At 65.6% G+C, this 18,129-nt stretch carries 15 protein-coding genes; 3 read left to right on the forward strand and 12 right to left on the reverse strand.

The window, feature by feature from the left end:
* Positions 1–10: 10 nt before the first annotated feature.
* Genes HU770_RS16655 through HU770_RS16675 form a run of 5 tightly spaced genes read right to left on the reverse strand, consistent with a single transcriptional unit; the run spans position 11 to position 4,555 of the window.
* Positions 11–1,189 (reverse strand): lipid-transfer protein, encoded by a 1,179-nt coding sequence (locus HU770_RS16655; RefSeq protein ID WP_186664357.1) that lies wholly within the window; start codon positions 1,187–1,189, stop codon positions 11–13.
* Positions 1,190–1,207: 18 nt separating this feature from the next.
* A complete protein-coding gene (locus tag HU770_RS16660) occupies positions 1,208–1,627 on the reverse strand; it encodes a MaoC family dehydratase (RefSeq protein ID WP_186664359.1) in 420 nt (139 codons plus the stop codon).
* Positions 1,599–2,732, reverse strand: a complete 1,134-nt coding sequence (locus HU770_RS16665) for an acyl-CoA dehydrogenase family protein (protein ID WP_186664361.1) — start codon at positions 2,730–2,732, stop codon at positions 1,599–1,601. Before HU770_RS16665 ends, HU770_RS16660 begins: the two co-directional genes overlap by 29 nt.
* Positions 2,733–2,740: 8 nt before the next feature.
* Positions 2,741–3,712, reverse strand: a complete 972-nt coding sequence (locus HU770_RS16670; protein ID WP_186664363.1) for an OB-fold domain-containing protein — start codon at positions 3,710–3,712, stop codon at positions 2,741–2,743.
* 57 nt (positions 3,713–3,769) lie between these two features.
* Positions 3,770–4,555, reverse strand: coding sequence for an SDR family oxidoreductase (locus HU770_RS16675; protein WP_186664365.1), 786 nt, complete (start codon positions 4,553–4,555; stop codon positions 3,770–3,772).
* 148 nt (positions 4,556–4,703) lie between these two features.
* On the opposite strand from HU770_RS16675, the gene HU770_RS16680 reads away from it, so the two are divergent.
* The gene (locus tag HU770_RS16680; RefSeq protein WP_186664367.1) at positions 4,704–5,489 is read left to right on the forward strand and encodes an enoyl-CoA hydratase; all 786 of its coding nucleotides are present in this window, start codon (positions 4,704–4,706) and stop codon (positions 5,487–5,489) included.
* A gap of 39 nt (positions 5,490–5,528) precedes the next feature.
* Here the strand turns inward: HU770_RS16680 and HU770_RS16685 are convergent, their stop codons facing one another.
* The 7 genes from HU770_RS16685 to HU770_RS16715 form a co-directional block, all read right to left on the reverse strand.
* On the reverse strand, positions 5,529–7,142 hold the full coding sequence (locus HU770_RS16685) for a FadD3 family acyl-CoA ligase (protein ID WP_186664369.1): 1,614 nt from the start codon (positions 7,140–7,142) through the stop codon (positions 5,529–5,531).
* Between the two features lie 22 nt (positions 7,143–7,164).
* The gene (locus HU770_RS16690; protein WP_186664371.1) at positions 7,165–8,193 is read right to left on the reverse strand and encodes a ferredoxin--NADP reductase; all 1,029 of its coding nucleotides are present in this window, start codon (positions 8,191–8,193) and stop codon (positions 7,165–7,167) included.
* Positions 8,190–9,884 carry an FAD-binding protein gene (locus HU770_RS16695; protein ID WP_186664373.1) on the reverse strand — a complete coding sequence of 565 codons (1,695 nt, stop codon included), beginning with the start codon at positions 9,882–9,884 and terminating at the stop codon, positions 8,190–8,192. Before HU770_RS16695 ends, HU770_RS16690 begins: the two co-directional genes overlap by 4 nt.
* Before the next feature lie 9 nt (positions 9,885–9,893).
* Positions 9,894–11,600 carry an FAD-dependent oxidoreductase gene (locus tag HU770_RS16700; protein ID WP_186664375.1) on the reverse strand — a complete coding sequence of 569 codons (1,707 nt, stop codon included), beginning with the start codon at positions 11,598–11,600 and terminating at the stop codon, positions 9,894–9,896.
* Between the two features lie 67 nt (positions 11,601–11,667).
* Positions 11,668–12,855, reverse strand: coding sequence for an acyl-CoA dehydrogenase family protein (locus HU770_RS16705; protein ID WP_186664384.1), 1,188 nt, complete (start codon positions 12,853–12,855; stop codon positions 11,668–11,670).
* Positions 12,856–12,984: 129 nt separating this feature from the next.
* Positions 12,985–14,577 (reverse strand): amidase family protein, encoded by a 1,593-nt coding sequence (locus HU770_RS16710; protein WP_186664386.1) that lies wholly within the window; start codon positions 14,575–14,577, stop codon positions 12,985–12,987.
* Between the two features lie 65 nt (positions 14,578–14,642).
* A complete protein-coding gene (locus tag HU770_RS16715; protein WP_186664388.1) occupies positions 14,643–16,079 on the reverse strand; it encodes a coniferyl aldehyde dehydrogenase in 1,437 nt (478 codons plus the stop codon).
* A gap of 216 nt (positions 16,080–16,295) precedes the next feature.
* Here HU770_RS16715 and HU770_RS16720 point away from each other — a divergent pair, with 216 nt between their 5' ends.
* A complete protein-coding gene (locus HU770_RS16720) occupies positions 16,296–17,276 on the forward strand; it encodes a flavin reductase (protein ID WP_186664390.1) in 981 nt (326 codons plus the stop codon).
* Positions 17,277–17,324: 48 nt separating this feature from the next.
* Positions 17,325–18,098 carry a glucose 1-dehydrogenase gene (locus HU770_RS16725; RefSeq protein ID WP_186664392.1) on the forward strand — a complete coding sequence of 258 codons (774 nt, stop codon included), beginning with the start codon at positions 17,325–17,327 and terminating at the stop codon, positions 18,096–18,098.
* The last annotated feature ends 31 nt before the right edge of the window (positions 18,099–18,129 follow it).

An 18,129-nucleotide genomic window follows, 5' to 3' on the forward strand; every position in this document is an offset into this window, starting at 1 on the left:
GGGGCACTCCTCAAACCGCGCCGAGAATCAGGCCGCTGGTGGGCACGCCGGTACCGGCGGTGACCAGCACGTTTTCTACATCGGCCACCTGGTTCACGGCCGTACCGCGCACCTGGCGTACCGCTTCGGCGATGCCGTTCATGCCGTGGATGTAGGCCTCGCCCAACTGGCCGCCATGGGTATTGATCGGCAGCTTGCCACCACGGGCATGGTGGCCGGCGCGGATGAACGCCTTCGCCTCCCCGCGTTCGACAAAGCCGAACTCTTCCAGTTGCGGCAGCACGAAGGGGGTGAAGTGGTCATAGATGATCGCCGTCTGAAACGCGTCCGGGCCCAGCCCCGACTGGCCGTACAGCGCCTTGGCAACCACGCCCATCTCGGGCAGGCCGGTAATGTCGTCGCGGTAGTACGAGGTCATGACTTGCTGGCCGGCACTGATGCCCTGGGCGCCGGCCTTGATGATCACCGGTTTTTGCTTCAGATCACGGGCACGCTCGGCCGAGGTGATGACCATCGCCACCGCCCCATCGGACTCCTGGCAGCAATCGAGCAGGTGCAAGGGCTCGCAGATCCAGCGCGAGGCCTGATGCTCTTCCAGGGTAATCGGCTTGCCGTAGAAGAACGCCTGGGGGTTGCTGGCGGCAAAATCGCGCACGGCCACCGCCACCCGGCCGAAGTCTTCGGAGGTGGCGCCGTAAGTGTGCATGTAGCGTTGCGCGAACATCCCCACCCAAGCCGCCGGGGTATGGAAGCCATGCGGCATGTACCAGCCGTAATTGACGTTCTCGAAGGTCGGCGTCGAGGCGAAGCCATAGTTGCCGGTGCCAAAGCGGTACCAGGAGCGCTCGTTCATCGCCCGGTACACCACCACCACCTTGGCCACACCGGTGGCCACGGCCATCGCCGCGTGCATCACCGGCCCGCATGCCGCACCGCCGCCGTGCGGCACCTGGGAGAAGAACTTGACGTCCTTGCAGCCCAGCAAGCGTGCAATCTCGTACTCGGGCACCTTGTCCACCGAGTAGGAGCTGAAACCCTCCACTTCGCCGGGGTCGATACCCGCGTCCTTGAGCGCGGCCAATGTGGCTTCCATGGCAAGGCGCAGCTCGGTGCGCCCGGAGTGCTTGGAAAACTCGGTCGCGCCCAAGCCGACAATGGCGGCGCGCCCGGAAATCGACGAATGCATCATCTGTGTTGTCCCCGCGAATTAAGGCAGAACCAGCGCGACCGTGCCGGTCACGTGATTGCCCATGGAGTTCTTGCCCCGGAGGGTCACTTCCAGGCTGCGCGTCGCGGCATCCTGATGCGTCACTTCACCACTGAAGGTCATGCTGTCCCCGGGGTAGTTCGGTGCCCCCAACTTGATTTTCAGGGCACGAAACTGCACTTCGGGGCCGGTCCATTGCTCGATGAAGCGTTGCACCAGGCCATTGGTGGTGAGGATGTTCATGAAAATATGCGGTGAGCCCAGCGCCTGGGCCGCCTCCAGGTCGTGATGGCCCGGGAAGTAGTCACGGGTGGCAATCGCCCCGCCGGCAATCAGGCCGACGGTGATCGGGATCGTCAGCTCCGGCAGTCGTTCGCCGGGCTGCACGTCGTCAAAGCGCTTGGTGTTCTTCGAGGTCATATTTCCATCCCAAGGTGTCGTTTTCGTTCAGCCAGTCGCCAAGCTGCTCCAGGATCGCCGACGACCCTCCCAAAGCACTGCTCAGGGCGCGGCTCCAGTACAGGAACCGGTGAATCGGGTACGTCAGGTCAACCCCGATGCCGCCATGCACGTGTTGTGCGGTGTGGCCGATACGGTGCCCGGCCTCACACGCCAGGTACGCCGTGGCCAAGGCCTCGCTGGGGGCCGGCAGGCCCGCGTCGAGGCGGTAGCACAGCTGCCAGAGCGCGCTGCGCAGCACCTCCAGTTGCACATGGGTGTCGGCCATGCTCATTTGCACTGCCTGAAAGCTGCCAATGGCGCGGTCGAACTGCTGGCGCTCGCTGATGTAGGCCACCGTGCGGTGCACCTGCTCGGCGCTGACGCCCAGTTGCAACGCGGCCAATGCAGCAATCGCACGCGGCGCCAGCCAGCCCAGGGCCGCTTCAGGCAGCACCTGGCTGGCGCTGATGCGCACGCCCTGCAGGTGTACTTCAGCGTGCGCTTCGCCATGGGTCATCACCCCCGGCACCTTGCAGACACCGGCTTGAGACAGGTCCAGCAGCACCAGCCGCGGCTGCCCCAGCACCCGCGCCGGCAACAGCGCTGCCGCCGATTGTTCGGCCAGTGGCAGCGCTGCAACGCGCCCGCTCAGCTGCCAGTCAGGCCCGTCGGCCGTCGCCAGCAGCTCTATACCGCGCACATTGGTCAGGCCGTCGAGGGTCAGGCTCAGCAAACTGCTGGCCGTCGCCGCTTGCGCTACCCAAGGCGCCAGGGCCGCACCGCCGAATTCAGCCAGGGTGGCCGCCGCCAGCTGATGGCGCCACAGCGGCACCTGCGCCAAGGCACCGCCCTGGGCATCGAGCACCTGGATCAACTCGGTCATGCCCAAGCCACTGCCGCCGGCAGCCTCCGGGATGGCCAGTGCGTGCAGGCCGGTTTCGACACAGCTCGCCCACAGCGCTTGCATGTAGGGCTGCCCCGACAGGTCCCAGTCGCGCAGGCACTCGTCGGTGCAGTAATCGCTCATCAGGCTGCCTGCCATTTCGGCAATGGCGCGCTGGTCTTCATTGAGTTCGAAATCCATGCTGCCCCCTACTCTGCCAGTGGCCGGAACAACGGCAACGCCAAGTCGTCGTCGAAGGTCTGGAACTCGACCTGCACTCGCTGACCGATGCGCAGGTCTTCACGTGCGACCCCAACCAGGCCGGCGATCAGGCGCACGCCTTCGTCCAACTCGATCAGACCGATCGGGTTGGGGTGGTCGAACGGCGCCACTTCGGGGTAGTGCATGACCACGAAGGAATACAGCTGCCCCTTGCCGCTGGCCGCCAGGGTGTCCCATTCGAAGCTGTGACAGGCGATACAGACCGGCGCTGGCGGGTGGCGCAAGGTCGCGCACTGGGTACAACGCTGGATCAGCAACTGGCCTTGCTTGCAGCCGTCCCAGAAGTACCGGGTGTCATCGCTGACCCCAGGCTTCGGCCGCTTGGCCAGCACCGGCTCCGGTTGGGCTGGCTTGTCGGGGGTGTGCGCCTGGGCTGGGCGGAACTTGAACACCCGGAACAGCAGTTCGCCGACTTTCTCGTCACCGCTGGCCTGTTGTGCGTAGTAGTCCATGATCAAGGTGACAAAAAAACCGGTGCCCAGGCCGGTGGTTTTCTCATCGCCGACCGATTCCAGGCGCGTGGTGTAGTAGAGCTTCTCGCCCAGGCGCAGGTTGCGCTCGAAGGTCAGCTCGGAGTTCACCGCCACCACCGAGGGGTAGCCATAACGCTCGATCAGGCCGAGCACCTCGTAAGGGTTTTCGGCAGTCGACCCTGGGGCATAGTTGTTGATATGGAAGCCTTCCATGCACCAGATCTGCAGCATGGGCGGCGGTGCGACAATGCCGTCGTTGCAGCTGTTGGCTGCAGCCACAGGGTCGGTGTAGAGCGGGTTGTCCAGGCCGATGACTTCGCACCACTGGCGAATCATCGGCGCGTTGACCTCGTCCCAGGCATTGACACGCCCGTATTGGCGGCCGATCAGGGCGCGCACTTCGGATAGCAATTGTGGATCAGCCAAGTTCGTCTCCTGCGTGTTCTAAGCGGCGCCCACGACTGCAACGCCGACGTGGGTCGATCAGTGCGGCGCGACCTGCGCCACGCCGAGATAAGCCGGGCGCTCGCCGCCCCCGTGCAGCAACAGGTTGCAACCGCTGGCGTAACCGGCCAGGGGGGATGCGATGTACAAGCAGGCGTTGCCGATATCTTCGGGCGAGGCCATGCGCCCCGCCGGGATGCCGGCACTGACCGCCGCGATACCGGCATCGTCGCCGTAATGCAGGTGGGCAAGCTCGGTGCGTACCAGGCCCGGGCTGACCGCCACCACGCGCACCTTGGGTGCCCATTCCGCAGCCAGCGACTGCACCAAGGCCAATACACCGGCCTTGGCGGCACCGTAGGCGGCCGTGCCTGGGGAGGCGCGCAAGCCGCTGATGCTGCCGATGAAGACGATGCAGCCGCCGTCGGCCTGCGCCTGCATCAACAAGTTGGCCTGCTGGGCAACGTTCAACGGGGCAATCAGGTTGAGGCGGATCACCCCCTCATGAAACCGTGGCGAGGCACTGGCGGCCTCTGCCGACGGGCTGCCGCCGGCGTTGTTGATCAGCACATCCAGGCGCCCGTAGTCCTTGCGCAGGGTGTCGAACAGGCCTTGCAGCGCGGCCAGGTCGCGCACGTCGGCGGCGATGAAATCGGCCTGGGCGTGCCCCACGCGGGGCAATTGCTCGGGCGCTGTGCGGCCACACACGACCACCTTGGCGCCGGCCGCCAGAAAGCTGCGGGCAATGCCTGCGCCGATGCCTTTGGTACCCCCGGTGACCAACACCACCTTGCCTGTGTAATCCAGCCCCGCGTGACTGCTCATGGCGCATTCCTCAGCCTGTATTGAGCTTCACTCTAAGGGCAATGTGCGCCGCCCTCGTCGTCTGAACGGACGATGAAAACCGGGGGCGTGATCGCAACAATCCGCGCAACGGCGCCCGCCCGCTGGCGCCTTCTGCCTGAGGTTGACCATGTCTGACTCACTGAACGCGCCGGTACTGCTGGAGTACCCGGCCCAAGGCGTCGCCCTGGTGCGGCTCAACCGCCCGCACGCCACCAATGCCCTGAGCCTGGCGTTGCAGGCATTGCTGTCGCAGTACTTCAGCGAGCTGGCCAACAACAGCGAGGTGCGCTGCATCGTGTTGACCGGCGGCGACACGGTGTTCGCCGCCGGTGGCGACATCAACAGCCTGGCGGGGGTGGGGCCGATCGACATCTACCAGCGCCATACCGAGCGCGTCTGGGCACCGATCCAGCATTGCCCGAAGCCTGTGATTGCAGCGGTGTGTGGTTATGCCTACGGCGGTGGCTGCGAGCTGGCGATGCTGGCCGACATCATCGTTGCCGGGCGCAGTGCGCGGTTTTGTCAGCCCGAGATTCGCATCGGCATCATGCCCGGCATCGGCGGTACCCAGCGCCTGGTGCGCGCGGTGGGCAAGGTCAAGGCCATGCGCATGGCGCTGACCGGGCAGCCGATCACAGCCGAAGAGGCCTGGGTGGCAGGGCTGGTCAGCGAGGTGGTGGAGGATGACCAGGTGCTGGCGCAGGCGCTGAAGCTGGCCGAGGTGATCGCCGCGATGCCACCCTTGGCGGCCGAGCAGATAAAAGAAGTGATTCTGGCCGGGATGGACGCGCCGCTGGAAGCCGGCCTTGCCCTGGAGCGCAAGGCCAATGCCCTGCTGTTTGCCTCGCGCGACCAGCAAGAAGGCATGCGGGCGTTCATCGAGAAACGCCCGGCACGTTTCGAAGGGCGTTGAAGCCCACGGCAAGGGCGGCGCAACGCCGCCCTTGCCGTTTCAGGCACCCACTGCGTCGCGCAGCTCACCCTTGACCACTTTGTTCGATGCATTGACCGGCAATGCCTGGAAGAAGCGCACATGCCGCGGCACTTTGTAGTTGGCCATGCGCTCCCGCGCCCAGGCGATGAGTGACGGCGCGTCCAGCTGCTGGCCCTGGCGCAGCACCACACAGGCGCAGCCCACCTCCCCCATGCGCTCATCTGCCACGCCGATGACCGCCACCTGGGCAATGGCCGGGTGTTCGATCAGGCCAGCCTCGATCTCTGCCGGGTAACAGTTGAAGCCCCCGACGATGAACATGTCCTTGAGCCGGTCGGTGATCTTCAGGTTGCCATTGGCGTCGAGGTGGCCGATATCACCGGTGTGCAGCCAGCCGTCAGCGTCGATGGCCTGCGCGGTGGCCTCGGGGTCGTTGAAGTAGCCGCGCATCACATGGAAGCCGCGCAGGCAGATCTCCCCCGATTCGCCGGCGGACACCGGTTCGTTGCGCCCCGAGCGGATGCTCACTTGGGTGTCCTCGATCGCCCGGCCGCTGGTGCCCGCGATCACTTCTGCCGGGTCATCAGGGTTGCAGATGGTGGCCAACCCGCCGCATTCGGTCAGGCCGTAGGCAGTGGTCACCACGGCCACGCCGAGCTCATGGCGCATGCGCTCGATCAGCACCGGCGGTATGGTCGACGAGCCGGTGACGGCAATGCGCAGGCTCGACAGGTCGGTCTGGGCCAGGCGCGGGTGCGCCAGCATCGACAGGTACAGAGTCGGTGGCCCGGGCAGTACGCTGATGCGCTCGGCGGCAATGCGCTGAAACACCGCTTCGGCATCGAACACGGCATGCGGCAGGATGGTGGCGCCGGCCAGCAGGCAGGTCAGCCAGCCGGCCTTGTAGCCAAAAGCATGGAAAAACGGGTTGATGATCAGGTAGCGGTCGCCTGGCTGCAGGCCGATGACCTTCACGTACTGGTGAAAGGCGCGCAGGGTTTGCCCATGGGCGCTCATCACGCCCTTGGGTTTGCCGGTGGTGCCGGAGGTGAACAACAGGTCGGACAAGTCCCGTGGGCCGACCCCCGCCGCACGCTGGCGCGCCTGCAAGTCACTGACCGCAGCGCCTTTGGCAATGAACGCCGGCCAGTCCAGGTCTACGCCCGCACAGGCCTGCGCTGCCCCCAGCAACACCCGCTGCTGCAGGCTCACGGGGCACAGTGGCTGCAGCATTGCCGGGTAGTCCACACCCAGAAACTGCCCTTGCATCAGCAACACACGGGCCTCGCTGCGCAGCAGGATGTCGGCCGCCTCGGCGCCTTTCATACGCGTGTTGATCGGGACCAGCACCGCGCCGGCGCAATGCACGCCAAGCGCGGCGATCACCCAGTCGCGGCAGTTGGGCGCCCAGATGGCCACGCGGTCGCCCGCTTCGATGCCCAGGGCCATCAAGCTGCGGCACACCTGCAGGGCCAGCGCGGGCAGGTCACGGTAATCGGTAACAACACCCTGCTCCTCGATCGCCGCCCGGCCGGCGTAACGCTCGGCACTGGCGAACATCAGAGCGGGGATCGATAGGGGCAACGGGTCCCAGGTATTCAGGGTGCCTGGGGAAACGGAACATGCTGTCATGGTCACGGACTCGGCAGTCGGGTTATTCGGGGAAGAGCACGCGCAGATGCTCACTGCGGGCCAGCGACTGGCACGCCAGCGTCCAGCCCTGGTCAATTTCGTGGGGTTCCAGCGCGTCGTTGCGCAGCATCTCGACGGCGCCGCTTTCAACGGTGCACATGCAGGTGGCGCAAGCGCCGACCAGGCACGAACTGGGCGGCCTCAGGCCCGCACGGCGCATGGCATCGAGCAAGGTCTCGCCCTCGGCGCACGGCACCTCGAACTCCTCACCGTCCAGGCGTACCGAAAGCAGGCTGGTGGGGTGCGCGGTGTCGACGACGACAGGCACGGCAACCGCCCCCTCTTCGGGCAACGAGACAAAACGCTCCACATGCACCTTGGCCGCCGGCATACCGAGGGCCTGCAATGCGCTGACCGTCGCATCCATGAACGGCCCGGGCCCACAGATAAAGGCTTCGGCATGGGCAAACGGGCGTGCCAGCTCGGCCAGCTGGCTGGCCGACGGTATGCCTTGCACCGAGTCCAGCCAGTGGATCACCTGCAAGCGCTGCGGGTGGGCGCACGCCAGCAGCTTGAGCTGTTCGCGAAAGATCACCGAGGCTTCATCGCGGTTGGCATAAACCAGCAAGATCCGCCCGCTACCGGCCAACAACGCCGAGCGCAGGATCGACAGCATCGGCGTTACCCCGCTGCCGGCACCGAACAGCAGCAGGTCGGTGTCCAGCTGCGGCGGCACGAAGACACCGGCCGGGGCCAGCACCTGCAGGCTATCGCCGGCTTGCACGGCATCGCACAGCCAGTTCGAGGCGCGCCCGTCGCGAACCCGCTTGATGGTCACCCGCAGCGGCTCATCAAGCAGTGGGGTGCTGGACAGCGAGTAGCAGCGCGGTAACCAGCCGTCACCGCAGGGCACACGCAAGGTCAGAAATTGCCCAGGCCGGTAGCGAAAATGCGCGGCTTGCGCTTCAGGGAGTTCGAACTCCAGCGAACGGCTGTCAGCGGTTTCTTCAATTACGCGCGTGACGCGCAGGGTCAGGTAATTCAGGCTCATATCAGCGGCTCACGGCTGTGGACTGCGCTGCGCGCCACGGCAGCGGCCGCCGCCTGCCCCGCACGCCGTCCGGAAAACACACAATCGGCCAGCGACAAGCCGCTGACGTACAAATGCGAAGGGATACCGATTGCCGTACGGCCCGCCGCGAACAGGCCTGCGATGGCCTGCCCTTGCCCATCAAGCACGGCGCCGTTGTGCTCATCGACCTTGAGGCCGCCGAGGGTCAGCGCGCCCAGCGGAAACAGCGGGTTGCCCACCGAGATGTCGCAGGCATAGAACGGCCCCTGGTCGAGCACTTGCCGGCTTTGCGCAGACTTGCCGAAAGGGTCGCTGGCATCGCCGCGGGCTGCGGCGTTGTAGGCCTGCAGTGCATTGCGCAGTTCATCGCTGCGCATGCCGGTGGCCTGCGCCAGTTGCTCGATGCTCTGGCCCTTGCGCGCCTGCAACAGCATCAGCACCAGTGCTGGCAAGCTCTGGAACCACCAGTAACCGGAGAACAGCGCTTGCTTGATGGACTGCTTGCGCAAGCGGGCGTCGAGCACCAGCCATGCCTTGCCCCCCTGCTCTTCGCACAGCGGCTGGCCCAGGGTGGCGCCGTAGACCTCTTCGTTGACGAAGCGCCGGCCCAGGGTGTTGACCACGATGCCCTTGGGCCAGCACAGCGGCGGGTTGATGAAGCGCCAGGCAGAAACCCGCGCCAGGCGATCGGCCACGGCACCGACACTTAGCCCAAGGCGCAAGCCACTGCCGTCGCAGCCGGTGGCACCTACCTTGAAGTTGCGACGAAACTTCGGCGCATGCTGGCTGATCAGTTCGCGGTTGAAAATGAACCCACCGGTGCTCAACACCACGCCCCGCCTGGCCCGCACCAGCCGTGGCCTGGCAAAGGTGCGCTCGAGGTGGTGCAGGCGCTTGCGCAACGTGTCGCAGTAGCGCGGTGCGAAGTTTTGCAGACGCTCGGCACGTGCTGCCCATTTGCCGTGCAGCCGCGCCTCTTCGCTGCCAGCAGGCAGGCACCAGAGCTCCGCGCCCAGCACACAGCCGCTGCCATCGACCACCAGGCGCCGGGCCGCAGCCTGCACCTGGGCGCGCACACCCTCGCGCAAACATGCAGCCTTCAGGTGCGAATACAGCACCGCGCCGCACTGCCCCTTGCCCACGGTACGGTGGCCACGCGGGGCGGGTGGCAAATCACCGCAGTGCGAAGGCACCGTCTCATTACCGGAGTAATACAGAAAACAGCCATCGGGTGGGTACGAAGTCTTGCCACCGGGCGGCATGCGGTGGTCGTAAGGCGCACCCTGGTGCTCCAGCCACGCCAGGTTGCTGGCGCTGTCCTGGCAAAAGCGCTGCAAGGTGGCGTCCGCCACCACGCCCTGGGTCTCGTGCTTGAGGTAGGCGAACATCGCCTCGGGCGTGTCGTCAAAACCCGCAGCACGCTGCTGGCGAGTGCCACCGCCGGCATAGACTACACCGCCACTCCTGGCGCTGGCGCCGCCGCCGGTGAAGCGGTCGGCGACCAGTACATCAGCGCCCTGGGCGCGCGCTTCAAGGGCTGCGCAGGCACCCGCAGCGCCCCAGCCAATCACCAGCACATCACAGTGCTCATCCCAGCGCAGTGCCTCGGCATCGGCCACCTGCAGTGCGGGTTGGATATCGGTACAGGTTGATTTGTCAGCAGCAGACATGGCGAATCCTCACGCATGGGCGGCAATGTGCCTGGCCGCGATGTAACCGAAGGTCATGGCCGGGCCGAGCGTGCCGCCGGCGCCGGGGTAGCTGGTGCCCATGACCGACGCCGAGCAGTTGCCAATGGCATACAACCCCGGGATCGCTACGCCGTCCTGGCAAACCACCTGGGCATGCTCGTTGGTCAACAACCCACCCTTGGTGCCGATATCGCCGGCGTCCAGGCGCATGGCGTAATACGGGCCCTTGCTCAGCGGTGCCAGGCACGGGTTGGGTTTGACGTTGCTGTCGCCGTAATAACGGTCGAAGACGTTGCCGCCACGGCCGAATTCGAGGTCGACACCGCTTTGCGCGTAAGCATTCATGCGCGCCACGGTCTGTTGTAGCCCCGCTGCATCGACGCCGATCTGCCCGGCCAATGCCGCCAGGCTGTCCGCTTTGAAATACAAGCTATTGAGCCACTCCTTGCGCAAGCGACTGTCGGGCATCACCTGGGCCGGCATCAACGGGCCCATGGCGTAGTTGAAGCGAAAGTGCCCATCGAAAATGACCCAGGCCGGAATGCTCTTGCCGCCGCCCTGGTTGTCGCGGTACATGGCATCGACAAACTCCAGGTACGGCGCGGCCTCGTTGACAAAACGCAGGCCCCGCCCGTTGACCACGATGGCGCCGGGGAAGGCGCGCTCGGCAAACACCCCGCGTGGTTTGTCTTCGCCGGGTACCGCAATGGTCGGTGCCCACCAGGCCCAGTCCATCAAGGCGGTGGCCGCCCCCAGCGCCTGGCCGGCCTGCAAGGCCGCACCGGTGTTGTTGCCCGGTGGCGTGGCGCTCCAGTCGCGTTGGGTGGGTTGCGGCAGGTACTGCTCGCGCAGCGCCTGGTTCTGCTCGAAGCCGCCCGAACCGAAGATCACGGCATGCCGGGCATGCAGATCAAGGGCTTGGCCGTCACGGCGTACCTGCACACCGCTGACGCGGCCGTTTTCGGTCAACAGCGCTTCAAAGTCGGTGTTCAGCCACAGCGGTACCTGGCGGTCCATCAATGAACGGCGCAGCGAAGCGACCAACGCGCTGCCCAATGCCGCACGGCGGTCACGGCGGCCCTTGCGCCGCCACTTGAAGTCCAGCTTGTAACGCAGCATCAGCCCCACGATCAGCAAGCGCCAACCGAATGAGCGCGACATGACTTTATGGGCATGCCGGGCCGTCCAGGCCACCCGGCCCATGAGCAAGGTCGAAGGCGATGGCTTGCGCAGGTTTTCCAGCTCGTCGCCGAGCAGGCTGGTGTCGAACAGCTGCGGGTCTAGGGTGCGGCCGCCTTGCAGTGCGCCGGGCAGTTGCGGGTAGTAATCCGGGTACTTCTCGGCAACGGCGTAGCGCACATGGCTGCTCTGCTCCAGGGCATGGATCATCTGCGGCGCATGTTCAAGGTAGGCGCGCAAGCGCTTCTCGTCGCCGTGTTCACCCGTGGCGGCCTTGAGGTAGCGCAGCGCCAGGTCGACACTGTCGCGGCCGCCCTTGGCAGCAAAGTAGTGGTTGTTGGGGATCCAGATACCGCCGCCGGAAATCGCCGACGTGCCACCAAACTTGTCGCTTTTTTCGACGACCAGTACCGAGAGGCCCTGGTCGGCCGCAAACAGGGCCGACGTCATCGCACCGGCGCCGGAGCCAACGACGATCACGTCATAGTGGGAAGCAGGCTGAGCGTTAGCGTTCATTGTTGTTATGCCTTGGCTGTGTGATCGGATAATCCCGGCGCTGCGGCCAGGGGGCTGCGGGCACGGCTCACACGTAGGGGTCAGGGTTGGGCAGGCCCAGTTGCACCGCCCCCAGGCTGCGGCTGAAGGCCATGTAGTTGTTGGCAATGTGCCCGCGCGCCTGGTGCAGGTCGCGGAACAGCCTGGCCACCGGGTTGGTGTTGTACAGCCCGGACGCGGCCATGCAGCGCAGCAGCTCGTTGACTTTTTCGGCACAGATATTGGTCACATAGGAGGACTGGTAGCGGTACAGCAGACGGGTTTCGACGTCCGGGTACTCGCCCGCCTCGGCCAGCGCCAGCAGGTGCGCGTAGTTGCGCTCCAGCACCAGGCGCAGGCCATCGACGATGATCGTCGCCTCGGCCACCGTGGTTTGCGCCACCGGGTCGTCGGCCGTGCGCATGCCATGCTTGCCAATGTGTGCGGCAGCGTTGGCACGGAACTCGTTGATGGCCCCTTGCAAGGCGCCGATGGCCGATGACGACACGGCACGGGTAAACACCTGGGCAAAGGGAATGGCGTAGATCGGGTTGGTGTTGACCAGGCGCCCCGGTGTCGCCTCGAGGGTGCAGTTGTTGGTGCGCTGCACCCGGTGCGCCGGCACGAAGGCGTCTTCGACCACGATGTCGTGGCTACCGGTACCGCGCAGGCCCAGGACGTCCCAGTTGTGTTCGATGCGGTAGGCACTGCGCGGGATCAGGAAGGTGCCGTGCTCGGCGGGCTGCTCGCCGCTTGCCGGCAATATGCCGCCGAGGAAGCACCATTGGCAGTGTTCACTGCCGCTGGAAAACCCCCAGCGGCCGCTGATGCGGTAACCGCCTTCAACCGGCTCGACCTTGGCCACAGGCATGTAGGTGGACGAGATCAATGTGGCCGAGTCCTGGCCCCATACCTCGCGCTGGGCCTCGACCGGGTAGCGCGCCAGTTGCCAGGGGTGCACACCGATCACCCCGTAGATCCAGGCCGTGGACATGCAGCCTTCGGCGAGGGTCATCTGGATCTCGAAGAAGGTGCGCAGGTCCACTTCGTAGCCACCGAATGACCGCGGCTGCAAGGCCCGCAGCAAACCGGCCTGCTGCAGCTCGAACATCGTCTCGTCAGGTACCCGGAACTCTCGGTCCGCCTGCGCCGTGCGGCTTTTCAGCGCGGGCACCATACGCCGGGCGCGTTCCAGCAGTTCGACTTCTTCGGGCGTTTTTACTCGCATGCTGTCCATCCGTTCGTTCTCCCAATCTCGTTGCGCGGTTGCGCGGGCGGTGATTGATGATCGAACGCAGCAAACGATTATTCATCGTCAAAGCGGACTAGAGCACAGGCCTGGGGCGCCTTCCGTGGCACCGTCTGGTTACACCGGGGCGCGGCGCGCAGCCCAGGGGCGGTCCTGTTCCAGTTGCGAAGCCAGGCGCAGCAGCACGTCCTCGCCACCGAGTCGTGCGGTGAACATCATGCCCACCGGCATGCCGCTGTCGCTCATGCCCAGCGGCAGGGAAATCGCCGGTTGGCCACTGACGTTGGCGAGCACGGTGAAGCCGGCACTGCCCATGGCTTTTTGCGCATAGCTTTCGTAGGGCTGATTCAGCGACAGCTCCCCCAGGGCCGGGGTAAGGCCGGAGGTGACGGGCGACAAGATCACATCGAACCGCTCGAACTGTTGCTCCATGGCCATGCTGATATCTTCGAACGATTGCCGTGCGCGTACCACGCCCTCGCCCGTGACTTTGCTGGCGCGCGCCAACACGCCAAAGGTGATCAGCTCCAGGTCTTGCTGGCCCAAGGCTCGGCCGAGCGCTTTCTCACGGTCATTGACCATGGCCAGCAAGGCATTGCCCATCGCCGCACCATGGGCGCCAAACAACTGCTGGGGCGCAATGGGCAAACGCAGTTCTTCAATCTCATGGCCCAGGTCGAGCAATTGCTTGACGGTTTGTTCGAGCACCTTGGCAACCGCAGGGTCCAGCGCGGCACCGGTCATGGACTCGCGTACCAGGCCCACCCGCAAGCGGCCCGGGTCGCGGCCGAGCTCTTGCACATAGGGCCGTTGCAGCGGTTGCGTCCAGTAGGGGCTGCCAAGCTCGTGCCCCTGCCCGGCGTCGAGGAACAAGGCCGTATCCCGTACGCTGCGCGACACCACGTTGGCGACGCTGGCACCGAACGAGGCTTCCAGGCGCATCGGCCCGCTGGGTGTGCGGTAACGCGTCGGCTTTAACCCCACCACACCGCAATAGGACGCGGGAATACGGATCGAGCCACCGCCGTCGGTGGCATGGGCGACCGGAACAATGCCAGCGGCCACTGCGACACTGGAGCCACCGGACGAGCCGCCGGCACTCATTGCCAGGTTCCAAGGGTTGCGCGTTTGCCCCCAGAGCAGCGACTCGGTGGTGGTGGTCAGGCCAAACTCGGGGCTGGTGGTCTTGCCGAACGGCACCGCGCCGGCCGCTTCATAGCGGCTGATCAAGGTGCTGGTGACACTGGCCGGCGGCGCATCCTTGAACAAGCGGCTGCCGTTACTGGTGCGGGTGCCCTGCAGGAAGGTGTTGAGGTCCTTGAGCAGAATCGGCACCCCTGCCAGCGCGCCCTGGCTCAGGGTGCCCGCCTGGCGCCTGGCGGCAAGCAGCGCCTTGGCGTAATCATCGTGGCGCATATTGACCGCGTTGAGCTTCGGGTTGACCTGCTCGCAGCGCGCAATGGCCGCCGCCAGCAGGTCTTCGGCGCTGAACTGGCCGGCCTGCAGGCCCTTGACCATGTCCCAGGCGTCCAGGCCAAGGTAATCGCTGGCCGACAGGCCCGCCGCCCGAGCATCGGCAAAACGCCCCAGCAGCCCTACCCCCACGGCCACGGCACCGGCCTTGAGGACCTGGCGCCGCGGCCACACCTGCACGGCCCCCTCAGCTGCCAAGCCTGCACTGTCGCCGAGGGGCAAAGAGTTCTTTTCCATGTACTGAATTCCGCTTTTTTGTTGTGATTGTCATGTGGTCAGTGCACCTGCGGGCACAACCGCGCTCAGTCCGGTGTGATCTGCGCCACCATGGCTGCCAGAAAGTGTTCGCTGTACGGCGGCAACAAGCCCCATTCGCGGCGTGGGTCGTGCTCGGGCGCCTTGAGCACCGTGCGCATGTGGCTGAATTCGAGAAAACCTTCACGGCCGTGGTAATGGCCCATGCCAGAGGCGCCCACACCGCCGAACGGGGCGTCATGCAGGGCGGCATGCATCATGACGTCGTTGAGGGTGACACCGCCCGACAGGCTGTGCGACAGCACGTGCTGCTGCTCTTGCGGGTCAGTGCCGAAGTAGTACAGGGCCAGCGGCCGCGGCCCGGCGTTGATCCGGGCCAGCACGGGGTCGACCTCGTCATACGGCAGTATCACCATCGCCGGGCCAAAGATCTCTTCACGCAAGATCAGGCTGTCGGCAGGTGGGTCGATCACCAGTTGCAGCGGACGGCGTCGGTTGCCCGCATCGGCCGCTAGCGCGTAGGGCAGGCTCACCACGCGGGCACCGGCGCCCTGGGCCTGCTGGACCAGGTTTTCGACCCGCGCCAGGTGCCGGGCATTGACCACCGCGACCACATCCGGGTTGTCGCTGACCTCAGGAATCAGCTCGCGGTAGGTACTGGCAAACGCGTCGAGAAACCCTTCAAGCTGCTCACGCGGCACGTAGACCAGGTCCGGGTTGATGCACACCTGGCCACCGTTGGTGGTCTTGGACACGGCAATGCGGTACGCCGCCGTGGCCATATCGGCACTGCGCCCGACAATCACCGGCGACTTGCCGCCCAGCTCCAGGGTTACCGGCACCAGGTTGTCGGCGGCGTGGCGCATCACCGACTTGCCCACCTCGGTGCCGCCGGTGAACACAAGATGGTCGAAAGGCTGCGCGGTAAACGCCTTTGCCAGGTCTTCGCCACCGGTGACCACGGCCACTTCGAGCGGGTCGAACCAATCGCCTATCAGCTGGGCAATGAGCGCGGCGGTATGCGGTACCACCTCCGAAGGCTTGAGGATAGCCCGGTTGCCCGCCGCCAGGGCCGAGGCCAAGGGGCTCAGCAAGGTATACAGCGGGGCATTCCAGGTACCCAGGATGCCCACCGTGCCCTTGGGCTGATGCATCACCCAGGCCTCGGCGCCCAGTTGGTCGTACGGCGTGAAGACTTGCCGAGGCTGATCCTGCATCCAGCCCTCCAGGTGATCGCGCGCATGCTTGAGCGACCCCAGCGAACCCAACACATCGTTCATCAGTGAAAAGCCCTGGGGGCGGCCGCCAAAATCGGCATCCATGGCCTCGGCCAACGCCATGTGGTGCGCAACCAGCATGTCGATCACGCGCTGGATACGGGCCCGGCGCGCCTGCGCGCTAACGGCCCCTGCTGCGGCAAACGCAGCCTTTTGCTCTGACAACAGGGCCGACAGACCGTCGACGGATGAAATTGCACAACCCATTGGTGCCTCCTCAACTGTTCAAAGGCCAGCATGTGCGCGCTGTACCCACCATGGCCGCCCACCTCGACGCCCTCACCGCAAACTAGCCCCAGACCTGCGCCGGGCGCCTCGTCCATGTGGACGAGTAGGCCGCAAACGTTAGTCCATTGAGACGATGTAAAGCCCCGTAACGCTGGGAATACTGCAAACACGCACAACCACTCCATGAGGCCCATCATGGCAACGCCTGCCTGTTTCGACCCCCAAGCGTTTCGCGCCGCGCTCGGCACCTTTACCACAGGGGTGACCATCATCACCACTCAGGCTGAAGACGGCACGCCGGTTGGCATCACCGCCAACAGCTTCAACTCGGTTTCGCTCAACCCGCCGCTGGTGCTCTGGAGCCTGGCGAAGAATGCCAGAAGCCTGCCGGTGTTCAGCGGTGGCCGCCACTGGAACGTGCACGTGCTGTCCACCGAACAGGAATGCCTGTCCGGGCGCTTCGCGCGCCAGGGCGAAGACAAGTTCGCTGAAATCGAGCTGGACACCGGCATCAGTGCCGCGCCCTTGCTGCAGGACTGCACCGCGCGCTTTCAATGCCGCACCGCCTTCCAATACGAAGGTGGCGACCATGTGATCTTTGTCGGTGAAGTACTGGCCTTCGACCACAGCGACCGCGCGCCGCTGGCCTTCCAGAGTGGCCAGTACGCCCTGGCGATGCGCAAGCCGCGCAGCGAACTGCGCCTGGCCACCACCCCACCGCCGCCTGAATGCAGTTACACCGAAGACCTGCTTGGCTACCTGCTCGGCCGCTCGCACTACCAGATGCTGTATGCCTTGCGCCGGCTGTTGAAAAACCAACAGCTCGACGAGCACGCGTTCTTCATCCTTTCGACGCTGTGCATCCGCGACAACCTGAGCCTTGATGAAATCAACGCGTTCGTCGGCTACACCGGCCACGTGGTCAGCGCGTCGAGCATGCGCTTTCTCGAACGGCAGAACCTGGTGGCCAGGGAAATCGACGACAACCAGGTGCGCTATGTGCTGACCGCCGATGGCCGCGCCGCCTCACTGCAGGAAGTGGCACTGGCCAAGGCCGTCGAGCAGGACATCGCCGCGCGCCTGGGCGCCGGCGATGCCCAGGCACTCAAGGTGTTGCTCAAACGCCTGATCGCCACCTCGGACCCAGGCTTGCCGGACCTTTGGGCGCCACGTTGAGCCAGCCCCGGCAGCACCCCGACAGCCCCCTGCATTGAAAGGACAGCCATGAGCATTCTGCAACGTTTCAACCTCACCGGCAGTGTCGCCATTGTCACCGGCAGCGGCCGCGGCATCGGCCGTGCCATTGCCCTGGCCTACGCCGATGCCGGCGCCGATGTGGTCTGTAGCGCGCGGTCACTGGCCGATGTCGAAGCCGTCGCCGACGCCGTGCGCAGCCGAGGGCGCCGCGCCCTGGCGATCAGCTGCGATGTCACCGACAGCGAGCAGCGCATCGCCCTGGTCAGCCAGGCCCGCGAACAACTGGGGCGCGTCACCCACCTGGTCAACAACGCCGGCGGTGGCGGCCCGAACGACCCGCTGACGATGAGCCCCGAGGCCTTCGAGCAGGTGCTCAGCTTCAACGTCAGCGCCGCCTATGCGTTGTCCCAGCTGTGCGTGCCGCTGATGCGCGAAGCCGGCGGCGGCAACCTGATCAACATCACCTCGGTGGCAGCGCGCTATGCCCAGCGCCACTTCAGCGCCTATGGCACGGCCAAAGCGGCATTGACCCACCTGACACGGCTGCTGGCACAAGAGTTTGCTCCGCAGATCCGGGTCAATGCCATCGCCCCTGGGCCGATCCTCACCGACGCCTTGGCCGGCGTGATGCCGGCTGCCATGCGCAGCGCGATGGAAGCCAACACCCCGCTCAAGTGCCTGGGCCAGCCAGAGGACATTGCCGCAGCAGCCCTGTACCTGGCGTCGCCCGCCTCGGCCTGGGTCACCGGCAAGATCATCGATGTCGATGGCGGCGCCGACTCCAGCGTCTGGCCGGGCTGAGCCTCGTTGCCGCGGCTGGCGCAAGCAGGCT

This window comes from Pseudomonas sp. SWRI68 (assembly GCF_014269165.1).
In the GTDB taxonomy this organism is placed as follows: Bacteria; Pseudomonadota; Gammaproteobacteria; order Pseudomonadales; family Pseudomonadaceae; genus Aquipseudomonas; species Aquipseudomonas capeferrum.